Source organism: Neobacillus phoenicis, assembly GCF_047302305.1.
In the GTDB taxonomy this organism is placed as follows: Bacteria; Bacillota; Bacilli; order Bacillales; family Cytobacillaceae; genus Neobacillus.
Map to the genome: position 1 here is coordinate 2723879 of NZ_CP154847.1, position 20516 is coordinate 2744394.

General features: G+C 35.8%; 19 protein-coding genes and 1 pseudogene. 15 read left to right on the forward strand and 5 right to left on the reverse strand.

From position 1 onward, the window contains the following. The first annotated feature begins 175 nt into the window (after positions 1-175). The 8 genes from AA0X95_RS14155 to AA0X95_RS14190 all read left to right on the forward strand — a co-directional run bounded on the left by AA0X95_RS14155 (position 176) and on the right by AA0X95_RS14190 (position 11391). Entirely contained in the window at positions 176-865 is a 690-nt protein-coding gene (locus tag AA0X95_RS14155; protein WP_413298829.1) for a BsuPI-related putative proteinase inhibitor, read from the forward strand. Between the two features lie 288 nt (positions 866-1153). Then, a complete protein-coding gene (locus tag AA0X95_RS14160) occupies positions 1154-5497 on the forward strand; it encodes an alpha-amylase family glycosyl hydrolase (RefSeq protein ID WP_413298831.1) in 4344 nt (1447 codons plus the stop codon). Positions 5498-5657: 160 nt separating this feature from the next. Next, the gene (locus AA0X95_RS14165) at positions 5658-6377 is read left to right on the forward strand and encodes a DUF421 domain-containing protein (RefSeq protein WP_413298833.1); all 720 of its coding nucleotides are present in this window, start codon (positions 5658-5660) and stop codon (positions 6375-6377) included. Between the two features lie 273 nt (positions 6378-6650). Then, positions 6651-8030, forward strand: a complete 1380-nt coding sequence (gene brnQ / locus AA0X95_RS14170) for a branched-chain amino acid transport system II carrier protein (protein WP_413298835.1) — start codon at positions 6651-6653, stop codon at positions 8028-8030. A 285-nt stretch (positions 8031-8315) separates the two neighbouring features. Continuing rightward, positions 8316-9194: a LysR family transcriptional regulator gene (locus AA0X95_RS14175; protein ID WP_413298837.1), complete on the forward strand. Its 879-nt coding sequence runs from the start codon at positions 8316-8318 to the stop codon at positions 9192-9194. Between the two features lie 153 nt (positions 9195-9347). Next, complete coding sequence (locus AA0X95_RS14180; protein ID WP_413298839.1) at positions 9348-9698, forward strand: CidA/LrgA family protein; 351 nt, start codon at positions 9348-9350, stop codon at positions 9696-9698. Further along, positions 9698-10390: an LrgB family protein gene (locus tag AA0X95_RS14185; RefSeq protein ID WP_413310037.1), complete on the forward strand. Its 693-nt coding sequence runs from the start codon at positions 9698-9700 to the stop codon at positions 10388-10390. The genes AA0X95_RS14180 and AA0X95_RS14185 overlap by 1 nt, the downstream gene beginning before the upstream one ends. Positions 10391-10503: 113 nt before the next feature. Then, positions 10504-11391, forward strand: coding sequence for an NAD(P)-dependent oxidoreductase (locus AA0X95_RS14190; protein WP_413298841.1), 888 nt, complete (start codon positions 10504-10506; stop codon positions 11389-11391). A gap of 122 nt (positions 11392-11513) precedes the next feature. Here AA0X95_RS14190 and AA0X95_RS14195 read toward each other — a convergent pair whose 3' ends face one another. Further along, positions 11514-12341 carry an HAD family hydrolase gene (locus tag AA0X95_RS14195; protein ID WP_413298843.1) on the reverse strand — a complete coding sequence of 276 codons (828 nt, stop codon included), beginning with the start codon at positions 12339-12341 and terminating at the stop codon, positions 11514-11516. 155 nt (positions 12342-12496) lie between these two features. On the opposite strand from AA0X95_RS14195, the gene AA0X95_RS14200 reads away from it, so the two are divergent. From AA0X95_RS14200 to AA0X95_RS14210, 3 genes are all read left to right on the forward strand, one after another. Next, positions 12497-12712 carry a hypothetical protein gene (locus tag AA0X95_RS14200; RefSeq protein WP_413298845.1) on the forward strand — a complete coding sequence of 72 codons (216 nt, stop codon included), beginning with the start codon at positions 12497-12499 and terminating at the stop codon, positions 12710-12712. 425 nt (positions 12713-13137) lie between these two features. Beyond that, positions 13138-13728: a molybdopterin-dependent oxidoreductase gene (locus tag AA0X95_RS14205; protein ID WP_413310039.1), complete on the forward strand. Its 591-nt coding sequence runs from the start codon at positions 13138-13140 to the stop codon at positions 13726-13728. A gap of 782 nt (positions 13729-14510) precedes the next feature. Next, on the forward strand, positions 14511-14771 hold the full coding sequence (locus tag AA0X95_RS14210) for a hypothetical protein (RefSeq protein ID WP_413298847.1): 261 nt from the start codon (positions 14511-14513) through the stop codon (positions 14769-14771). A 293-nt stretch (positions 14772-15064) separates the two neighbouring features. On the opposite strand, the gene AA0X95_RS14215 is transcribed toward AA0X95_RS14210, so the two are convergent. Further along, positions 15065-15286 carry a spore germination protein gene (locus tag AA0X95_RS14215; protein ID WP_413298849.1) on the reverse strand — a complete coding sequence of 74 codons (222 nt, stop codon included), beginning with the start codon at positions 15284-15286 and terminating at the stop codon, positions 15065-15067. Between the two features lie 455 nt (positions 15287-15741). Next, on the reverse strand, positions 15742-16701 hold the full coding sequence (locus tag AA0X95_RS14220; protein ID WP_413298851.1) for a DUF3231 family protein: 960 nt from the start codon (positions 16699-16701) through the stop codon (positions 15742-15744). A 360-nt stretch (positions 16702-17061) separates the two neighbouring features. Here AA0X95_RS14220 and AA0X95_RS14225 point away from each other — a divergent pair, with 360 nt between their 5' ends. Beyond that, the gene (locus tag AA0X95_RS14225) at positions 17062-17256 is read left to right on the forward strand and encodes a hypothetical protein (RefSeq protein WP_413298853.1); all 195 of its coding nucleotides are present in this window, start codon (positions 17062-17064) and stop codon (positions 17254-17256) included. Then, positions 17240-17377, forward strand: a pseudogene (locus AA0X95_RS14230) (DUF2935 domain-containing protein); the annotation flags it as partial. The gene AA0X95_RS14225 and the pseudogene AA0X95_RS14230, both read left to right, overlap by 17 nt. Before the next feature lie 302 nt (positions 17378-17679). Here AA0X95_RS14230 and AA0X95_RS14235 read toward each other — a convergent pair. Further along, positions 17680-18123: an SDR family NAD(P)-dependent oxidoreductase gene (locus tag AA0X95_RS14235; RefSeq protein ID WP_413310041.1), complete on the reverse strand. Its 444-nt coding sequence runs from the start codon at positions 18121-18123 to the stop codon at positions 17680-17682. 35 nt (positions 18124-18158) lie between these two features. Continuing rightward, positions 18159-18329 carry a hypothetical protein gene (locus AA0X95_RS14240; protein ID WP_413298855.1) on the reverse strand — a complete coding sequence of 57 codons (171 nt, stop codon included), beginning with the start codon at positions 18327-18329 and terminating at the stop codon, positions 18159-18161. A 329-nt stretch (positions 18330-18658) separates the two neighbouring features. Here AA0X95_RS14240 and AA0X95_RS14245 point away from each other — a divergent pair, with 329 nt between their 5' ends. Together AA0X95_RS14245 and AA0X95_RS14250 are read left to right on the forward strand one after the other, a co-directional pair. Then, positions 18659-19063, forward strand: coding sequence for a MerR family transcriptional regulator (locus AA0X95_RS14245; protein ID WP_413298857.1), 405 nt, complete (start codon positions 18659-18661; stop codon positions 19061-19063). Beyond that, on the forward strand, positions 19060-20373 hold the full coding sequence (locus AA0X95_RS14250) for a polysaccharide deacetylase family protein (protein WP_413298859.1): 1314 nt from the start codon (positions 19060-19062) through the stop codon (positions 20371-20373). The genes AA0X95_RS14245 and AA0X95_RS14250 overlap by 4 nt, the downstream gene beginning before the upstream one ends. Positions 20374-20516 lie beyond the last annotated feature (143 nt).

Sequence of the window (20516 nt, forward strand, 5' to 3'; positions counted from 1 at the left end):
AACAATTTAAGAAAGTAAGAAAGGTCCCATCAGCTAATGATGGGACCTTTCTTACTTTAAAGTTGATAAATAATATGGTGAATAAACACAATTTAGTCTAGAAGTGTAACTTTATTCCTATTTTAAGCGACTATAGTGCTGATAACAAAAACATGTTAAATAAGGGGATAAGAAAATGGCAAACAAAAAAATATATTTTGTCATAAGCACCGCTATAGTATTCGGACTTTTAACAGGCTGTGGCACAAGTACACAAACGAATGGTACCAATGGTGGAACGAAAACGGAAAATCAAAAGCAAGAAAAAGTGACGGCAAAATTTATTCCTTCACTTGAAATAAAAGAGGATAACCATGACATGATTGTCAAGTATGCAGTTAAAAATATATCCGGCAAAAAACAGACACTAACTTTTTCTAGTGGATTTAAGGCTGACTTTATTGTATACGATCAGAATGGGAAAAAAGTTAAACAATATTCAGAGGAAGTTTCCGTAACACAAGCTACGGAAGAAATCTCATTAGATAATAAAAAAGAAATGGAACAAAAATTTACAATATCTGATCTTCCGAACGGTCAATATAAATTGGAAGTTTTTCTAACTTCAAAAGAGGAAGAGGCACAGACAGACGCAGAGTTTATAGTAACGAATTCTATTTATACTAATGGTTCAGGTCAGTATGTAGGACAAATGGATCCACATACAATAGAAGTAAACGTTGATGGAAATAAAACTGCCTTTCAATTATCAGATGAAGCGATCAAACAATTAACATCGATAAAAGAAGGTGACAAGATTTCGTATACCTATTCAGAAAAGGAAAACGGACAAAAAACAATTGAAAAGTTTAACATAAAAGATTAGATAAGTATTAATCCATCAATCCATCAAGTTCCCCATTTTCAATGAAAAAGAGGTTTTTTAGATAACAAAAGGGTCAGAACCAATTATGGTCTGACCCTTTTGTTATTTAAATTTATTGAATTATCAGAAAGATAGGATTAAAGACTTATATATAGTGGATATAAAAAGTAGGAAAGGCCTATTCTTATGGAAATGTTGGAGATGAGATAATACCATTAAGTAAGCGTTTTCTATTCCGTTTTGTGCAAACGTTTGCCTTATTTTATCATATTTTGGGGAGGAAAAAGCATGAAAGGTAGATCACGGAAGTTAATCAGTTATTTAGCACTTTTAGCGTTAATTGTGCAAACGATTGCAGGTACTGCTTTTTTTCATCCGTTGCCTACAAAGGCTGACGGAAGAGTAATAACACTTGTCGGTAACCTACAAGATGAACTGGGCGGTTCAGTGGAATGGAACCCAGAAGATCCTGCGACACAAATGACGCTGCAAGAGAATGGGAAGTACTTGTTAACAGGTACACTGCCCGCAGGAAGCTATGAATATAAAATTGCCATAAATGGTTCATGGGATGAAAACTATGGAGTGAATGGAATTCCTGGGGGAGATAACTACAAGCTTTCTCTAGATAAGGAACAGAAGGTTACGTTCCTCTATGATGATAGCAACCATCGTGTAACGATACCGATTGAATTGCCGGATGATCAAAAACCTAGAATAGTAGGCGATATACAGCCAGAACTTAATGCAGGTGGAGAGTGGCAACCAGCTGAGTCAACTGCTATTTTACAAGATGATGACCATGACAATGTATACACATATACAGCTCAAGTTCCAAAGGGTAAGCATGAATTTAAGGTTGTACTAGGGAACAACTGGGATGCGCCTGCATATCCAGATAATAACTTTGTGTTAAATGTCCTAAAAGATGAAACGGTTACGTTCTTTTACAATCATGATACAAACCAAGTATATACCGATTATGATCCAGGTTTACCTGATGGCAGTGTCCAAGGGGACAAGCTTTTTCACAACACATGGGATTCTGCTTTCCGATCACCATTTGGTGCAGTAAAAGCAGGAGATACAGTCAAACTCCGTCTTCAGGCAAAAAAAGGAGACTTAACTGGGACAAAGGTCCAGCTAAAAAACTATAATACTGGTAATACGGTTACTGTGGATATGGAGTATGCCGGTTGGATGGACCAAAAAGGTACAGAGGTCGAGTTTTGGGAAGCAGATGTTAAACCAGAGGTTAAGGGTGTTTATGGTTATAAGTTTATTGCTCGTGATGGAGAAGGACAGAAGGAGTACGGAGAAGACGTTCAAGAAGGTGGAAAAGGAACGGCGACGGATTCAAATGCATCTTTATTCCAGTTAACTGTATATGATCCTTCCTATAAAACACCGGATTGGATGAAGGAAGCGGTAGTTTATCAAATTTTCCCTGATCGATTTAACAATGGGAACAAAAAGAATGATGGTGCTAAGAAAAATGCTCGTGGTCCTGAACCAATAGAGCAACAGGCTTGGAATGATTTACCTGATAATCCTCGTCTAGAAGGGACAGAAGGATATGAAGGAGATGCCATATTTTCTAATGATTTCTTCGGTGGAGATATTGCTGGAATTCAAAAGAAATTGGATTATATCCAGTCATTAGGAGTAAACACTCTTTATTTAAATCCGATTGCAGAAGCAGCATCGAATCATAAATATGATGCGGCCGACTACAAGAACGTTGACCCGATGTTTGGTACACCTGAAGAATTTAAAGCCTTTACAAAAGAATTAAAGAAACGGAAAATGCACTTAATTTTAGATGGTGTATTTAACCATGTTGGGGACGATTCCATTTATTTTGACCGATATAGTAAATATCCAACGGTTGGTGCTTATGAGTACTGGTCAGCTATCTATGATCTCGTTAATAAAGGAGTATCAGAAGCTGATGCAAAAAAGCAAGTAAGAGATAAATTTATCGATGATGGACAAACGTTTAGCCCATACGGCTTTGAAAATTGGTTTAACATTCAAAATGAAAAAGTTGACGGTGTTTATAAATACCAGTGCTGGTGGGGCTATGATTCCCTTCCAGAAATTAAATCAGTGCCTGGTGAAGCGGTAGATTATCCATCAGAGTTAAATAATAAGTCCTTTGCAAATTACATTATGTATGATAAAGACTCAGTGGCAAAGTCATGGATTAACAACGGTTCTTCCGGTTGGCGTTTAGACGTGGCAAACGAAGTAGATCCTGAGTTTTGGCGTGAGTTCCGTAAAGAACTTAAAACAGGAAAAAAAGATGACCCATTAATCCTAGGCGAAATTTGGGATGACGCTTCAGAGTATTTTCTCGGTGACCTATATGATTCAGTCATGAACTATCGTTTCCGTGGTGCGATGATTGATTACTTAAAGTCCGGAAATACTGAAGGTGCCGAAAATCAGCTCAATGCTGTCTATGAGGACTACCCAAAAGAAGCATTTTATTCCCTTATGAACTTAATGGGCTCACATGATACAGCACGTGCAGCGTTTGTTTTAGGTAATGGGACAGACTCATATGAAAGAGCTGAGTTTGATAAGAACTATAATCCTGAACTAGGAATTAAACGCTTAAAGCTCGCTGCTATCCTACAAATGGGTTATGCTGGTGCACCAACTATTTACTATGGCGATGAAGCTGGTGTTACTGGTTCAAAAGACCCTGATGACCGCAGGACCTATCCATGGGGTAATGAAAACAAAGATTTAATCAAACATTATCAAACAATTGGTAAAGTAAGAAATGACTATCATGATTTATTTAGTTATGGAGATTTAAATCATCTTTATGCTAAGGGTGATGTGCTTGCTTTTTCTCGTTCAGATAAAAAGAATTTTGCTGTAGTGCTAACTAATCGTGGTAAAGAAGATAAAACGGTTGAATTGAATATAGAAGATTTATTGATTAATGGTATTCAGTTTAAAGATCAATTAGATAAAAAATATACAACTGTAACTAAAGATGGAAAGTTGAGTGTGACAATACCTGCCATGAGCGGACGGATGCTTGTATCCAATAAGGGACAGAACTTAAAACGTCCAGCTGTGGTGACAAACTTAAGTGTTAAAGAAGGAAGTCATTCTGCAACGCTTAAATGGGAAGGCGATGCGAAAAAGTATGCCATTTACCAAACAACAATTTCTGGAGCTTTTTATCAAAAAGTAAAAGAAACTACTAATAGTACAGTATCAATTGACGGTTTAGACAATGGCCGAAAATATTATTTTGCTGTTGTAGCGCTTGATAAAAACGGAAATGGATCCAAAAAGGTAGAGACTAAGGACGCTGTTATTCCACATGTATCGCTAACTTTTGATAATTATAAGATTGATCATGTGACAGCTCTTGAACCAGGAATTATTGATCTCTCCAAGCCTGAAACTGTTACTGCCAATATTTTTGTAAAAGGTGAAACTGAGTTAGAACAAATGGAAGGCTTGCAAGCGAAGCTTGAAGTTAAACAGCCAGGAAGTGAAAAGTGGGCCCCAATTAAGGCTGCATACGTAAATCAGCAGGAAACATCAAATGTATTTAGTTCAAGCTTCCTTCCATTTAATGTGGGAACTTATGAGTATCGTTTTGCATTCTCAAATGATTTAGGTCGCAGTTGGGTGACAAGCGAAACAAAGTCAGTTAGCTTTACCAAAGGTGACGATACTACTGCCCCCGCAGATAAGGTAATTCTTGAACAGCCGCAGCAGGAATCTGGTCAGGTCAATCTTTCCTGGAAGGTGGAGGGGGCAATTGACCCATATATGGTAGCAATTGTTCGTGATGGTGAAATAATCGATCAGTTATTGGATCTATCAAAAAACACCTTTAGGGATATTAATGTGACCAACGGAAAAATGTATACGTACGAAGTTCGGATATATGATAAGGCAGGAAATATGGTGAAATCCAACACTGTTACTATCACGCCTGAGCTAGTTACAGTAAAAGTAACCTTTAAAGTAAATGCACCAGCCTATACTCCGCAAGGTATTTACATTACTATGCCGGGAAGCAAAAACGGGTGGAATACAGGTGCATGGCAGATGACTCGTGCCGGAGCAGTTACGAATGATTATGAATATACGGTGGAAGCACAAGAAGGAGAAGTTCTTACTTACAAATATGTGAAAAATGGTACGTGGGATCAAGAAGGGTTACCGGACCATACTGCAGCAAACCAAACCGACGACGATGCCAGTTATTATGGCTATGGAGCACAAGGAACTGACCTTTCAGTAGTCGTGACTAACCAAGGCGGTAACCAAATGGTGGTTCAAGATAGAATCATTCGCTGGATTGACCTTCCGGTGGTGGTTACATCCCATACAGACGGGCAGACGGTATCAACTGATAGTATTACTTTACAAGGAAATGCCATTAAGGATGGTGTCCTAACAATTAATGGAGATCCAGTAACCATCAATAGTGATATGACTTTTTCCCATTCAATTAAACTAAGTGCTGGTGAGAACAAGTTAAGCATTCATATCGAACCATCAGAGAATAATAAGGCAACAATCTTTAAAAATGATGGCGGTGCAATTTCAAAAGCGACTAAAACAATCAATTTTACCATTAATAAGAAATAACAGAGGGCCTCTTTCCTAGTGATAGGATCGAGGCCTTTTCCTGTTAAGATTTTTCTCTTATTACTAAGCATACCAATAAAAATAATTATCATAGAAATAATTAATATTCATTTCTTAATTGGTTCATATTACAAAGAGAGTTTATAGATAAAAAAAGAGGATGAATCAAGTGGAGACTTTAATTATTGCCGTACTCCGAACGTGTTTTTCATTTTTAATATTATTGACAGTTTCGATATGGATTGGAAAACAAGTAAATTCTCATAACAATCACTATAATTTTGCATTATCTGTAACGCTGGGTTCATTTATTGCAAATATGGGATTTGATACAAATTTAAAATTCACCCCAATGGTTGCTTCTTTTATTGCACTTATTTTCATGTATTTAATTAGTTCACTTATATCTAATAAAAATAGACGTTTTCGGTTGTGGCTTTCAGGGGAGCCGACCGTCGTTATTGAGAATGGCAAGCTGTTAGACGGTAACATGAAAAAAATACGGTATACGCTTGATGATTTAAACCAGCAGCTAAGAGAACAAGGGATTTTTGATTTAATTGAAGTGGAGTTTGCTTTATTAGAAGTTAGTGGTAAGTTATCTGTTCTAAAAAAAACAAACTATCAAAGTGTAACAAAAAATGAAATTGTTACAACCAATACTAGTGTAGATATCCATCTCCCTATAGAAATGGTCATGGACGGAAAGGTAGTTGAGAAAAACCTTACCGCACAATACTCAAGCGCTTGGCTCAATCAGGAGTTGCAATCTCGAAACCTGCAACTAAAAGATATTCAATACGCAGTTATTTCATCAAATAGTTCTCTTTTTATTGATCTATATAATGATCATTTAAAATCTCCTTTGGATCAGGAGTAGTAAAGGTTAGTCCCAAAACAGTAGAGGGATTAGCCTTTATGAATTATTTTTTTAAAATAACTTTTATTCATTAGTTAAATTTTCACCAGTTTAACGAATAATAGCTAATTCTTAAAAAAATAGTAAACTTTTGTCATTTTGTAATTATCAAATAAATCATTAAAATAGGTTGAATTTCGAGTGTTTGAATAGTAATATTATTCACGGAATAATATTTGAAATTACTAATCTATTAATATGAGTATTGGAATTCTAAGGTGGGAGCATTTTTTTATGCAAAATAAATTAAGTTTTTCAAGGTATTTCATCATTGGTGTGATGTTGTTTGCCTTGTTTTTCGGCGCAGGAAATTTAATTTTTCCAGCATCGCTTGGTCAAAAAGCAGGATCAAACATTTGGCTGGCGGTTGGAGGATTTTTAATAACGGGGATTGGCTTACCGTTCCTCGGAATCTTGGCAATGGGTGTTTCGGGAAGTAAGAATTTACAGGAGCTTGCTAGCCGTATTCATCCCGTCTTTGGAGTGGTCTTTACATCTCTTCTATATCTAACCATAGGTCCATTTTTTGCAGCTCCTAGAACGGGAGCCGTTGCGTTTGATATTGGAATTGCACCTCTTGTGAATGAAAACAATGGTCATGCTGGGCTGATTATATTTACCCTATTATTTTTTGTAGTCACTCTTTGGTTTTCTCTAAACCCTGCAAAAATAGTCGATAATGTGGGGAAAATATTATCTCCTGGCATTATCATCCTTATTTTTGTGTTACTGTTCATGATTATAGTAAAACCAGTAGGTACGATTGAAGCACCACAGGCATCTTATACAAACGGCGCATTTATGAAAGGTTTGATGGAAGGCTATAATACAATGGATGCACTCGCTTCGCTTGTATTTGGCATTATTGTCATTAACGCGATTCGTTCCATGGGTATAACCTCATCCCGTGGTATCCTTTTAGCATCAGCTAAATCAGGAATTGTCGCAACATTTTTTCTTGGAATCATCTATGTTGGTATTGCCTACCTAGGGGCAACAAGTACGGAAGCGTTCGGCCTATTTGATACAGGGGGACCTGTCCTTGGAAAGGCAGCATCATATTTTTTTGGTTCGTTCGGAACGATTATGTTATCCATAATAATCATACTAGCTTGTCTCACAACCAGTATCGGGCTTATGACAGCTTGTGGTGAATACTTTCATACTTTAATGCCTAGATTCAGTTATAAAATGTGGGTTGTGTTCTTCTCCTTGGTTTCGTTAATTATAGCAAATTTTGGATTATCAAACATTATTACATTCTCCATTCCTGTGTTAATGTTTCTCTATCCACTTGCAATTGCTTTAATGTTGCTGGCCTTTGTATCAAAGCTATATAACCATTCGCAAATGGTATATGTTACTGCTATTGCTGTCACATTTTGCATAAGCATCATTGATGGATTTAAAACCTTATGCAGTTTGTTAGAAATAGATTATTTTGACTGGCTGGCTCCGATCGTTTCGTTTTATGAGCGAGTGTTACCTCTATACAAGGATGGACTTGGTTGGTTGCTTCCTGTTTTGGCTGCGATTATTATTACATCATTGTTTGTACGGTTGCAGAAAGTTACTGCAGTCCGTGTTAAAAATAAAACAGAGAGCGTTTTGTAAGTATTCATACATCTCCCTACAATAAGGGAGATGTTTTGTTTATTTAAATTCTTTTTTATAATAGGCTATGTTGAAAGTTACTGTTGATTTTATAGATAATGTTGATTGGAGCGGAAGGCGCGAAGACTCCTGCGGGAGTACGGGGCAGGGGAGACCCCGCAGGAGCGCAGCGACGAGGAGGCTCCCCGGCACGCCCGCGGAAAGCGAAGTGCCTGGAGCGGAAGTCAACTTCCAAGGTTAGCACAGCCTTATAAAAATTTGTTACTGAAAATCGAGGTGTTTTCATTGGAATTACGGCAGTTAAGATTATTTATTGAGGTTGCAAAACATAAAAGCATTACAAAAGCAGCGGAGAATATGCATATTTCTCAGCCAGCCTTAAGCAAGTCAATAATGGCTCTAGAGGATGAGCTGGGAATGACATTAATCATTCGGACCAACAAGACAAGCGACCTTACAGATGCGGGGAAAGTTGTCCTCGAATATGCTATAAGAATGACCGTGTTAGTAGATGAAATGAAGACCACTTTAATTGATATGACGAATTTATCAAGAGGTCAAATTAACATTGGATTACCGCCTTTTATTGGAAGCTTGTTTTTTCCAAGGGTCATGGCCAAATTTCATCATGCCTTTCCGAATATAGAATTAAATATTACAGAGTATGGTGGTGCAAGAGTCGTAAAAAGTGTGGAAGAAGGTGAGTTTGAATTGGGTGTTGCTGTATTACCGATAGATGAACAGCAATTTTCGGTTTATCCCATCGTAGAGGAAGAGATGAGGCTAGTGGTTTACAAAGATCATCGCTTATCAGATCGTGAAGAAGTGGAGTTAAAGGAATTAAAGGACGAAGAATTTATTTTTTATCATGAGGAATTTGCTTTAAATCAAATAATGAGAAACCATTTCATTGCTGCTGGCTTTGAACCTAAAATTTTATTCAAGAGTTCTCAATGGGACCTGATGACGGAGATGGTTGCAGCAAACCTAGGTATTACCATCCTTCCACAATCGATTTGCAACCGGGCTTTTAATTCGGATTTAAAGGTAATCAAACTTCAGGACGATATAATGTGGAGACTAGCTGTTATTACAAAAAAGGACCGCTACATTTCTAACGCGGGGAGAACCTTTATTGATTTCATTCTAAAAGAACCATTATAACTTTGAGTTATGAAAAACATTCTATATATGTATTTTACGAATGGTAAATATCGCTGTACTATTACTAATAGTTAATTCAAGGAACAAAAGGGAGTCTAATTGCTCTCTTTTTCTTATTTAGAAAGGAAATACACAATGAAACTAGGAGTAATAGTGATACAAGTTTTAATTTTACATGTTTTCTTATTTCTTGGAGTGGCACTGAAGGAATTGATTCCTCTTCCAATTCCCGCTTCTATGTTCGGATTAGCTCTGCTTTTTCTAGCGCTTTATTTCAAAATTATTAAACTGGAATGGGTGGAAAAAGGGGCTAGTTGGCTGATGGCTGAGTTGCTGTTATTTTTTATTCCATCCGCAGTTGGAATAGTAAATTATGATGAAATTATTAGCCTTCAAGGTGCGGAAATTGTTGTTTTAATTGCCATTAGTACAGCGATAGTTATGGGAATGACTGCAGTTATTGCTGAAAAAATATCGGTTCGAAAAAGGGGTGAGCAGCATTGATGACGATATTATTTACGGTTATAACGTATCTAATCTATCGGTTTGCAAAAAAAACCTATACAAATATAACTCTTCCGTTTTTTCATCCGTTACTACTGGCACCTATTTTACTAATAGTTCTAATATCTATAACTCATGTTTCGGCTACCCAATACTTGGAGGCATCAAAGTGGCTAACCCATCTATTAGGTCCGGCAACAGTTGCCTTTGCGGTACCCATTTACAAAAATTTATCGATTATTAAAAAGTATATTGGTACTATTATCATTAGTATTACATCAGGTACGCTCGTTGCAATTTTTTCAACCTTAGGACTGTCAAAATTAATTCACTTAAATTATGATTTTGTTACTTCCATCCTTCCAAGGTCTATCACGACTCCTATTGCGATTGAGGTGTCTAAAGAAATTGGTGGATTGCCAACCTTGACGACTGTTTTTGTCATTTTAACCGGTGTAATTGGCGGTGTTGTCGGTCCGATGGTTCTTAAATATCTTTCAATCAAAACCCCAATTGCCAAAGGGTTAGCTTTAGGTATGGGGGCACATGGAGCTGGGACTAATAAAGCGTTAGAGTACGGTGAACAGGAAGCAACGTTTTCATCCTTAGCGATGATTTTTGCCGCATTCATTACCCTTATCTGGGCTGCGCTGCTCATTCCTGCATTGATAAATATCCCACATTTATTTTAATACCAACTAAAATAGACCATTTTGGTCTTTTTTTGTTATACCTAACATTTGCAGTGGGAAATAACATTTTATATCATGGGTTGTAAAGATATATTTTAAAGGAGGCACTTAAGATGACAAAAGAAGTAGGCTTTATCGGTCTTGGTAATATGGGACAACCAATGGTATTGAATCTTTTAAAAGCAGGATATACGGTAAAGGTGTATAACCGTACACCTAGTAAAGCAGTTGCTGTAGTGGAAGCAGGGGCTCAGCAGGTGAATAAAATAGTTGATGCAGTTACCACTGGTGGAATCGTGATCACCATGGTGTCGAACGACCAGGCACTGGAGGAGATTGTCTTGGGACCTGATGGATTTGCTGAAAAGTTAGGTGCTGGTGGTATTCACTTATCAATGAGCACCGTATCTCCTGAGACATCAAAGAAACTAGCAGCATCTCATCAACAGCATGGCAGTTATTACGTAGCATCCCCTGTTTTTGGTCGACCCGAGGCAGCAACAGCTCAAAAACTAAATATCCTCTCATCTGGTCCAAATGAAGCTAAAGAGCGTGTCAAGCCAGTGCAAGAAGCTCTAGGGCAGCGGATTTTTGATATTGGTGAAGAACCGGGTACTGCCAATGTGATAAAGCTGGGTGGAAACTTTATGATTATGGCTGCCATGGAGGCGATGGCAGAGTCCTTTAATTTAGCAGAGAAAAATGGAATTGATCGAGAGCTAGCTGCAGAGGTATATGCGTCTACCTTATTTAACTGTACAGTCTATCAAGGATACGGTCAGATGATTGCTAAGAAAAGGTTTGAACCCGCTGGTTTTCAACTATCACTTGGTCTAAAAGATTGTAATCTTGTCCTGGATGAAGCAAACGCATCAAAAACCCCGATGCCACTTGCTAACTTAGTACATAATCGTCTCCTTGCTTCTGTAGCAAAGGGCCGAGAGAATCAAGACTGGTCAGCCTTAACTAGAATTTCGATGGAAGAGGCCAGACTAGACTAAATTATGTAAGGAATAGGAGCACCCATTTAACCATTAAGTTTTTCATAACATTATTATGTAAACTAATATTTCCATATTTAAATACAAGCCACCTTATAGGCAGCTTGTATTTTTTATACATATTAAAATACCAATTCTTCTTTATCAGTGTGTATTAATTGTAATAGATGACGTACAGCATATGCAAAACCATCTTCATCATTAGTCTTTGTAACGAAATCGGCTTTTTGTTGAACATGGAAAGGGGCATTTCCCATTGCTACAGATGTGTTTGCCACCTCAAACTGTGCCAAATCGTTGCCGCCATCACCAAATGCAATAATATCTTCAAACGAGAGGTTCATCATCTGTTGGTAACGTAATAATGCCTTTCCTTTATGTGCTTCATTTGAGGTAATCTCAACATTATTTGGAAAAGATGATGCCATGGATATTGGAAATTTGCCAGCTAATGCAGTTTTAATTTCGTCTACACGTTCTTGTTGCTCAGGATGAACCAAAGCAATTACTTTATAGATTTTTAATTGCTCCTTTTCCAAAATTTCATCATAATTGAATTCTTGAAAAAGTATATTTAGTTCTTCTTTACTTTTTCCATGTAAAGGAGGCAAGGTAGACGGAAAACCACCATAATTGGTATAAACGAGAATTCCTACCTCTAGCCCCTTTAAGATCGTAAATATTTCTTGATAGATGGAAACAGGAAGAATTGCTTCATACATTACTTCTCTCGATGCAGAATATAAAACCGAACCATTGATACAAAAGATAGGAACCTCCATATTTTGTACTGCAGGTAATTTAATCACATCTGCGTAAGCACGGCCCGTATTTAAGATTACGCAATGACCTCGTTCTTGCAATTCGGTTAATGCTTTCACATTCTCTTCAGTTATTTCATGCTTGGAATTTAATAATGTACCATCTAAATCTATTGATAAACATTTCATGGTTGTCAAAATCCTTTCCTTTCTTCTCTATAAACTACTATATCAGAATTTATTCAAAAAGTGGGTTGCCAAAATTTATGCTCCCTAAAAGCATAAGTTGAAAAAAGTTATTAATACTAATACCGAATAACACAGATAAAATGGAGCAAAAAACCATGAAAAAGAAAATAAATAACTATTACAATCATTTTTTTCTTGCGCTGATCAGCATGTGCTTTCTTGTACTATCAGTTAATAAATATTTTCTAATAATCCAGATGAAGCAACGAGTGATTACCCTTCAGATGGTGAAAGATTGGATGGTTGCCTTGCAATTTTTTCTTATTTTATTAATCCGGAAATTCCTGAATGGGTTAATGCAAAACTTTTAATTATGTTCTATTATCTTAAAGTGTTAGAAGAATTTTCTGATCTGGTTGATAACGATGGTTCCGATAAGTGAAATAAAGCCATCTTAAAAAAATAAAAATGCTTTTATTAGTTAGGAATTGACTAAAAACTAAACATAAAAATAGTGATTCCAAGAAAAAACTATATTAATCGTTGAACAGGTTAATAATCTTTTGACTAACGTGGCGATAGTTAAAGTTGATGATCGCTGCGGCGGTCCTTTTTCTTGTTGAACTAATGGAGCAGGATAGTTGAATAATAAATTTATGGGAATATAATGGTTCCAAATTTTTGGTAAACCCCCAATAATGGATTTGGCTTCGATTTGCTTTCATTATTTTGAAGCATACTATACTAAGCACTGTGATTTAATTAACGTTTAAGATGAAAAAGGGGATGGTGTATGATGAAAAAGCAGCTTCCACCTGGCCAATTCGAAACAGAAAAATGGCCAATATTGCATAAAGGGGATGTTCCCGAGTTTAATGAAATCACTTGGAATTTCAGGCTTTTTGGTGAGGTGAAGGAAGAAAAGTCCTTAACCTATAAGAAAATCATGGAGCTTCCAAAGACCATATCAACCGTTAACATGCATTGTGTTACCACCTGGACTAAATTTGATACAACTTTTGAAGGAATTGCACTTAAAGAGTTATTGAAATTTGTTGAAATTAATGAAGGTGTAAAATACATTAAAATTTACGGTTACTACAATGGGGACAGATTTGGTTATTCTGCAAACCTGCCGCTGGAGCCTTTATTAGGGGACGATTCTTTGTTTGTATACCGTTGGAAGGATAAAAATACTGATTGGCATGATATTGATCAAAAACACGGTTATCCACTACGGTATATTCCACCAGAAGTATTTTATCTATGGAAAGGCACAAAGTGGGTTTCAGGGATTGAGTTTATGAAAGAAGACAAGGCTGGTTTTTGGGAAGAGCTTGGCTATTCGATGACAGCAAATCCATTTAAAGAAGAGCGGTACCGTTAACACAGGCTAAGAAACAAAAAGAAGGGTGTGAAGTACTTAAACATTTGATACTTTGCTTCCAAAAAAAAGCAAGGCCATTTATTTGTAACGGTGCAGTTTAATGGAAGACAAAATGGATTCCAACTATTCCTAAATGGAAGAACGAGAAAAACGAAAACAGAAAGAAAAACCGTAGTATTTTTCTCATTGAAGATCTCTTTACATTGTTAGTACAGACTAATTCAAAGTATACAGTGGACAGAAGTTGAAAGAAAAAACTCATTTTGGTCACAAACGGGTGCAATAATGTAAAATGAGCGATACTTAGAGGATCGCTTTTTTTAATTCGCTACGATTCGGTTTAGTTGAATAAATGGAATAAAAGATCACAAGCTATTCGAAAAAAGGTTGAGTAAGAGAGATTTGGCAAATCATAAGTAAAAAGTGGGATTTGAAATGAAATTCACTATTCGTATTTTCTTCAGGGAAAACTTTATTAATTCAATATTTGAAAGAGAGCTAAAAAAATCCTAAGAGGACATTCGTGTATCTGTTACAAGTATTAATTTTAATCAATTTGAAGAAAAATACATACATAATAAAAGGAATATTATTGAGATAAATGTTGAAGTTAAAGTGGACTTTATCGATTATAGAACTGTTTTCGGTTGTGTATTTTTAGTATTAGATGAACTTTCTTTAAATTTATCTGGATTAGATATAAATGAATAATAGGCTTTTTTCTAAGCGCTATTGTATTTCCAAATTTTCCTGATAAAAAATTTGTTTTTAAGGAGGAAATTATGAAAGAATTTATTATTTCATTTATAGAAGATAATGAAATTGGTGTCCATAAAAAGGAAATCCTCGTTGTGGGCAAAGACTTTCAATCATGTTATGAAGAGCATATTAATAAATATCCAACCATGGTAGGTATTGTTCAGCAATTTAATAACGAGCACGAAATTATAAATTTTCTCCGCTCCAACAATATTCAAATAGAAAAAGATACTGACGAATTATTCGAGGAAGAAGAGAAAAAAAGAGAAGTTTATGATGGATGATATATATCCATTTTTCAGACTGAAGTGTTGACCATTTTTGTCAATGCTGCAAAATTCATAGCTAAAATTATCGAAAATCAGGCTGCTAAATTTGGTGGCTTTTCTGAGGTGTATAAAAATACGAACATAGAGCAGATTTATGAGAAACTATTTGGTTTGTATAAACAACTATTTTCTTATTGGTCCGAGAATATACTTTTTAAGACACAGTGGTGGATAACCTTTGAGGTTGTTAATAATTCCATGGATAATTGTAGGCGGATTGATTGTTATTCCAATATCTTAGAAAATACTCATGACTCAGGTACGATTAAACGTTTTATACTATTAATGCGATCAATAATTTTTTGCAACTTATCTTTTGGAACTTTATTTTCCATGTAGATTATCACAGTAGTAGTCTTTGATTCAGATTGGATTTTTTTAAAGTGTATTTTCAAGTTGGTACTGGGTGGCCTACTGCGAATCATGGCAACATTCGTTTTTATAAATTCAATAGACCCTCTATGGGCCACTTATAACCACTTCAGATTGTGGTTCTCCCACTTGCCTAAAAGTCTTAATAGAGTAACAGATTATTCCTGCTTTATTCTTGTTACGAATTACGATGATACAAAAACCGTATAGTAAGTACGACAATATATCCTCAATTTTATCTGAAAAAAAATGATGCTGTGGGAAACACATTTTCTAATATTGTGATATCGATAACATCGTTTCCGTGAGGATAATTTTTGACAACTTTTTCAAGCAAGGATTCGTATAATAATGTTTCGTCAAAAATAATTTCACAATACATAAAAATAAATTGCTTCCCTCTAATATTTCGAAGGTTTAGAATTTAAAATCTATATCCTCACAATGTGTAAGTTTATCTTAGAAAAATTTATAACTTTTCTCTATAGAATAGGTTAATTTTTCCATAAAATTCTTCTTTTTTATTATTTACACTATTGGATTCAGTATATAATTATTTAATTGACCTACTAGATACTGGTGGTTCATTTAACCAACCTTTTTTAACCAATAATTTAAACCCTTTTTCTGAAAAACTTTGGACCTGTTCCATTAATTCACTTAGTATTTTGATATGATTCTTCTTATAACTGGATACAGCAGCGCTTTGTAAATTTATTATTCCAATTGGATTTAAAAACATTATTAGGTTCGTCATTAACTTATCTGAAAATGGAGATTCAGGGACCCTATGAACGAAGCTCTCTAGTCCAGTTGTAGTACTAATTCCGTTTTCCCTGAAAATATCCGATAAAGTAGCAGCTTGATGAAATGCTATTTTCTTGCCATCAATAAATAATTGCTTTGACTCTTCATCTTTTACAACATCAGCAAAAGCAGCGCATAAAGCAACACCAACATTATTGCATTGAAGTGCACTGTACATATGTCCCAATTCTACCGCATTAAGTGGTCTCAATTGTGTAGATACAACCTTAAACAGTTTACTCTCTCTTTCATGTGCTTTCATGTATAAAAATGGACTGTTTTGTAACAAGTTCTTTTCTTTTAATAAACCTAAAAGAGATTCATCAATTTGAATAATCTTAGTAAGGATTTCACTAAAGAATTTCTTTACATTCATATCCACTAGTTCTGAATATTGAGAAGCGAGGACCCGCATCCCATTTCCGGTAATATGCTTAAGAATTTCAATGATTAATTGATCGGTAAAAAGCTTTACTGAGGAGTTATATAAATCAACTTCACTGAAAAATGGCGTTTCATTATAACCGCTGTCATTTAATATCTTTGTAGCCTCTCTTTCTTGAAATGTAGATAATGAATTGATTTCATCTAGAACACTTCTCAAATCTTTATCTTCAGCAGTGTCAATTAGATTTTTTAAAAAAATATTAACCATATTCGAACTTGATTGTAGATACCAAAGAAAGCCGAACTCATTTACGTTCATACAAAAGGCTCCTTCATTATTTATTTTCTCTTATTTAGAATGACAAAAATATTGGTAATTATTCAGGGGATATTTCTAATTAATACATTTAGTCTCAATCTCAAACTTAATTATTGTACATTATAATTTAATTAGAGTTAAAATACTTCGCTTTCACCATGAAGTGCGACCTTAACTGGTTGCACCTTTATTAAAGTTATAGACATAAGTATGTTTTGTTAACTAACGAATGCGAGAGTTTAATAAAGAGTCGCTGTGGCGACTCTTTTCTTGTTCCACTAACGGGCAGGATACTTTAATTAGAAAATAGAATAACTATTAGTGAAAGTGAATGTTAGACTTCTATCAATGGGGGAGAAGGTGAATAATCATATAAAGCAAGAATTGTTTTTTATGTCCATCTATTTATCAATTGTAATAGTGGCAGTGTTCCTAGCTTGGTTGTTATTTTTTAAAGACTTTTATAGTTCAAGAACCGTTGTAAGAGTGAGTGAAATTGAAGAAATTGATAAAAATGAAGCAATGATAACGGTTGAAAGCCCGTCATTTAATTGAGCAATGTAAAATAAAGAGCATTATACATCCTCTCTTAGCTGATCATGTTTTCCAGGAAGCTGATAGGTTCTTAGAAATCATTGATATGTTCGACGCGCATTTAACAGGTGGTACCCGATAATCTAATCTATTTAAGAGTTGTTATTCATAATAAAGTTCCCTCTCGATTGAGAAGGGTTATTTATTTTTACAACACAACTTCTTATTAAGCTACGGGCAGGCTAGTAGAGGAAGCTTAACCTTGTCAAGAAAAAGACGATAGAAAATTAGACCAAATATAAATCCTAATAATTACATTCTTACTAATTGGAAAAATGCAGTTAAATTAACTACTATAAAAAGAGCAATAGGATGCACTGACGAGTTTTGCGTGATAGTCAAATTACAGGTTTTGTCCACCTGATACTTCAAGACTAATCCCATTTATCCAGCCCATTTCTTCCGTGTACAAGGACGCGACAACTCCTCCGATAGGTCTGCTTCACCGAACCCACCTAAAGCAGTATTTGCGGCAACAGATTTATTCATTTGAGGATTGTCCCTTACTGTACCACCACCGAAATCTGTAGTAATGGCTCCCGGGGCTACCAAGTTAACCCGAATACCTCTTGTTCCCCATTCTTTGGTCATGTATTTTGTCAAGGTTTCAATCGCACCCTTCATGGCTGCGTAGACTCCAAAGCCCTCAATGACAAAACGAGTCAAGCCAGTGGAAGTATTAATAATCCTTCCATTGTTAGCAATCATCGGAAACAGTTTTTGGGTGAGGATAAATACACCTTTAAACTGTACATTCATTAATCGATCGAATTGTTCCTCTGTTGTTTCGTTGATTGAAGTGTGTATCCCAAAACCTGCATTATTGATTAAAAAGTCAAATTGTTCTCGATTCCAGTTTTCTTTTAGTACGTCAGAAAGTCGAGAGGAAAATCTTCAAAGGAAGATACAACACCTGTATCTAGCTGTATCGCAACTGATTTTTGTCCATTATTTTTAATTTCTTGAACAACTGCTTCTGCGTCTTCCTTCCTTCTATGATACGTGATGATAACGTCGATTCCTTTTCGGGACAACGTTATGGCCGCATTTTTTCCTAATCCTGGGCTACCTCATCCTATAAGTGCTATTTTTTGAGTTGAATTCATAATTCTTCTCCTCCTCTTATCATTGTGTCTACCACTTGGTAATTGATGAATTGATGAATTGTGGTTAATAGCGAGTATAGACCCTCGAGTAAACTCTAGGACAAGAGGGAAATAGAAAAATATAAAATTCTGTTTGGGATTCATATATGTAAGACAGCCTCCATTAGAATTTCTAGCCAATTGATAACTTACTAATTGAAGTTCATAATGGTTATAACCCTCGAGGTAACTCTAGGATAAAAATGGAGGATAAAAGTATGAGTTATACAATTAATGAGGTCTCCAAGAAATTTGGCCTGTCCATCCACACGTTACGTTACTATGATAAAGAGGGGCTAATGCCGTTTATTATGAGGGACAAAACTGGCAACCGAATCTTTAAAGAAGAAGATCTTAACTGGATTGCCATGATTTGCCGTCTAAAAAATACTGGAATGCCCATCAAAGAAATGAAAAAGTATGCAGACTGGTGTGCAGGGGGGATGCAAACGATTAATGAAAGGAAAGAAATGCTCACCGATCATCGCAGGAAAGTCATTAAACAGATTGAGGACTTGAAGAAAGACCTTATTCTCATTGATTCGAAGATAGAAATTTACGATAACCCGGAATTAGAACAAAGACTGTACGGTGGTCTTGTAAAACAAGGGGGAACGAGATGAAAATATCTTCAATGATTTTCTTGTGTTTTTGTCTGTTAATTGGTTGTCGACACCACGAGGATATCAAGCATACAAGTCATAAGTCCAATCAATCTCCGGCCAATGTAAAGCATGATAATCCCAATTTAGACGAAAATAAGGGAAGTCAAAGTACTCATCAGCCACAAACCAAGGTGATCGTTCAGCAGATTGTTTCTTTAGCTTCCACCGGTCATGTGATGAATAATCCTTTTGCTGCCCATCAATCAACGATTACAGAAGTGAAAAAAGACTGGGGTGAGCCTGATAAGGTAGACCAAGTCGGGAACGGGTATTACGCAACCTATTCTAAAAAGTTTGGTGTATTTGGCTATACTCGTGAGGGTCAGATTTATGATGTACGTTCCAATGACCCTTCTATTCAAAACTTGACTCTAGCTGATATAAAAAAAGTGATGGGAAACCCAACAAGTACCACTTCTATTCAAAGTGATAAAATCTATATCTATAACCTAAATAAGCTTTATCAATTAAAATGGATTATTCCTACTGCCACAAATAAAGTGGACCATATTTCAGTATATAGCCAGGTTGAACCTCCTACTATATCTGAGAGCTATATTCTTTCTATAAAAGGAACTTCCAAAAATCTTTCCGCTTCGGCTTGGGATAGTATGCAGAAATGGCGCCAATCGATACTCACTTTCCCTAAAAATTACCCTTATGATGTCTTTGTCAATGGACCAAATAAAAAGAGGGTGGCGTTGACCTTTGATGACGGGCCAGATCGAATCAATACTCCTAAAATTATTGCTGCATTAAAACAAGAGAACGTGAAAGGCACCTTTTTCTTCATTGGACAGAAGGTTCAGCAAAATCCAGATATCGTGAAATCCGCATTTGATAATGGAAATGTAATTGGGAGTCATAGCTATCTCCATCATGAATTAACGAAAGAAAGTGCAGAAGACATCAGACAAGATTTAAACCAATCATCCGAGGCTATTCGTAAAATTCTCGGAAAGTCACCTGCTCTTTTACGACCACCGTATGGAGATACCGATGCAAAGGTTATCAATATTGCCAAAGAACAGCACTATAAAGTGATTATTTGGTCTCTAGATACCTTAGATTGGTCCCAAAAAGAACAGGCACATATCCAAAAGAACATTTTTGATAACGTACGGAACGGGGATATCATCCTGATGCACAGCGATGATGACAAAACAGAAACGGCCAAAACAGTTCCGATGATTATAAAAGAACTAAAAAGAAGGGGATTTGAAATAGTAGATGTTGCGACCTTACTAAATACCAATCCCTATCAATAAATCGGGATGGCAGAAACATACGTATTCATTCAACGTTACAAACCTCTCATAAATTGCTCTTAAAAAAGCAATTACATGAGAGGTTTGTTTGTTTTCAGACATTACTATTTGAAAAAAATTTCCGTGTATCTTCACGTAATTTT

Coding starts and splice junctions, on each gene's coding strand:
- AA0X95_RS14155 (WP_413298829.1), top strand. CDS start 176: ATGGCAAACAAAAAAATATATTTTGTCATAAGCACCGCTATAGTATTC.
- AA0X95_RS14160 (WP_413298831.1), top strand. CDS start 1,154: ATGAAAGGTAGATCACGGAAGTTAATCAGTTATTTAGCACTTTTAGCG.
- AA0X95_RS14165 (WP_413298833.1), top strand. CDS start 5,658: ATGAATCAAGTGGAGACTTTAATTATTGCCGTACTCCGAACGTGTTTT.
- brnQ (WP_413298835.1), top strand. CDS start 6,651: ATGCAAAATAAATTAAGTTTTTCAAGGTATTTCATCATTGGTGTGATG.
- AA0X95_RS14185 (WP_413310037.1), top strand. CDS start 9,698: ATGACGATATTATTTACGGTTATAACGTATCTAATCTATCGGTTTGCA.
- AA0X95_RS14190 (WP_413298841.1), top strand. CDS start 10,504: ATGACAAAAGAAGTAGGCTTTATCGGTCTTGGTAATATGGGACAACCA.
- AA0X95_RS14195 (WP_413298843.1), bottom strand. CDS start 12,341: ATGAAATGTTTATCAATAGATTTAGATGGTACATTATTAAATTCCAAG.
- AA0X95_RS14200 (WP_413298845.1), top strand. CDS start 12,497: ATGAAAAAGAAAATAAATAACTATTACAATCATTTTTTTCTTGCGCTG.
- AA0X95_RS14205 (WP_413310039.1), top strand. CDS start 13,138: ATGAAAAAGCAGCTTCCACCTGGCCAATTCGAAACAGAAAAATGGCCA.
- AA0X95_RS14210 (WP_413298847.1), top strand. CDS start 14,511: ATGAAAGAATTTATTATTTCATTTATAGAAGATAATGAAATTGGTGTC.
- AA0X95_RS14220 (WP_413298851.1), bottom strand. CDS start 16,701: ATGAACGTAAATGAGTTCGGCTTTCTTTGGTATCTACAATCAAGTTCG.
- AA0X95_RS14245 (WP_413298857.1), top strand. CDS start 18,659: ATGAGTTATACAATTAATGAGGTCTCCAAGAAATTTGGCCTGTCCATC.
- AA0X95_RS14250 (WP_413298859.1), top strand. CDS start 19,060: ATGAAAATATCTTCAATGATTTTCTTGTGTTTTTGTCTGTTAATTGGT.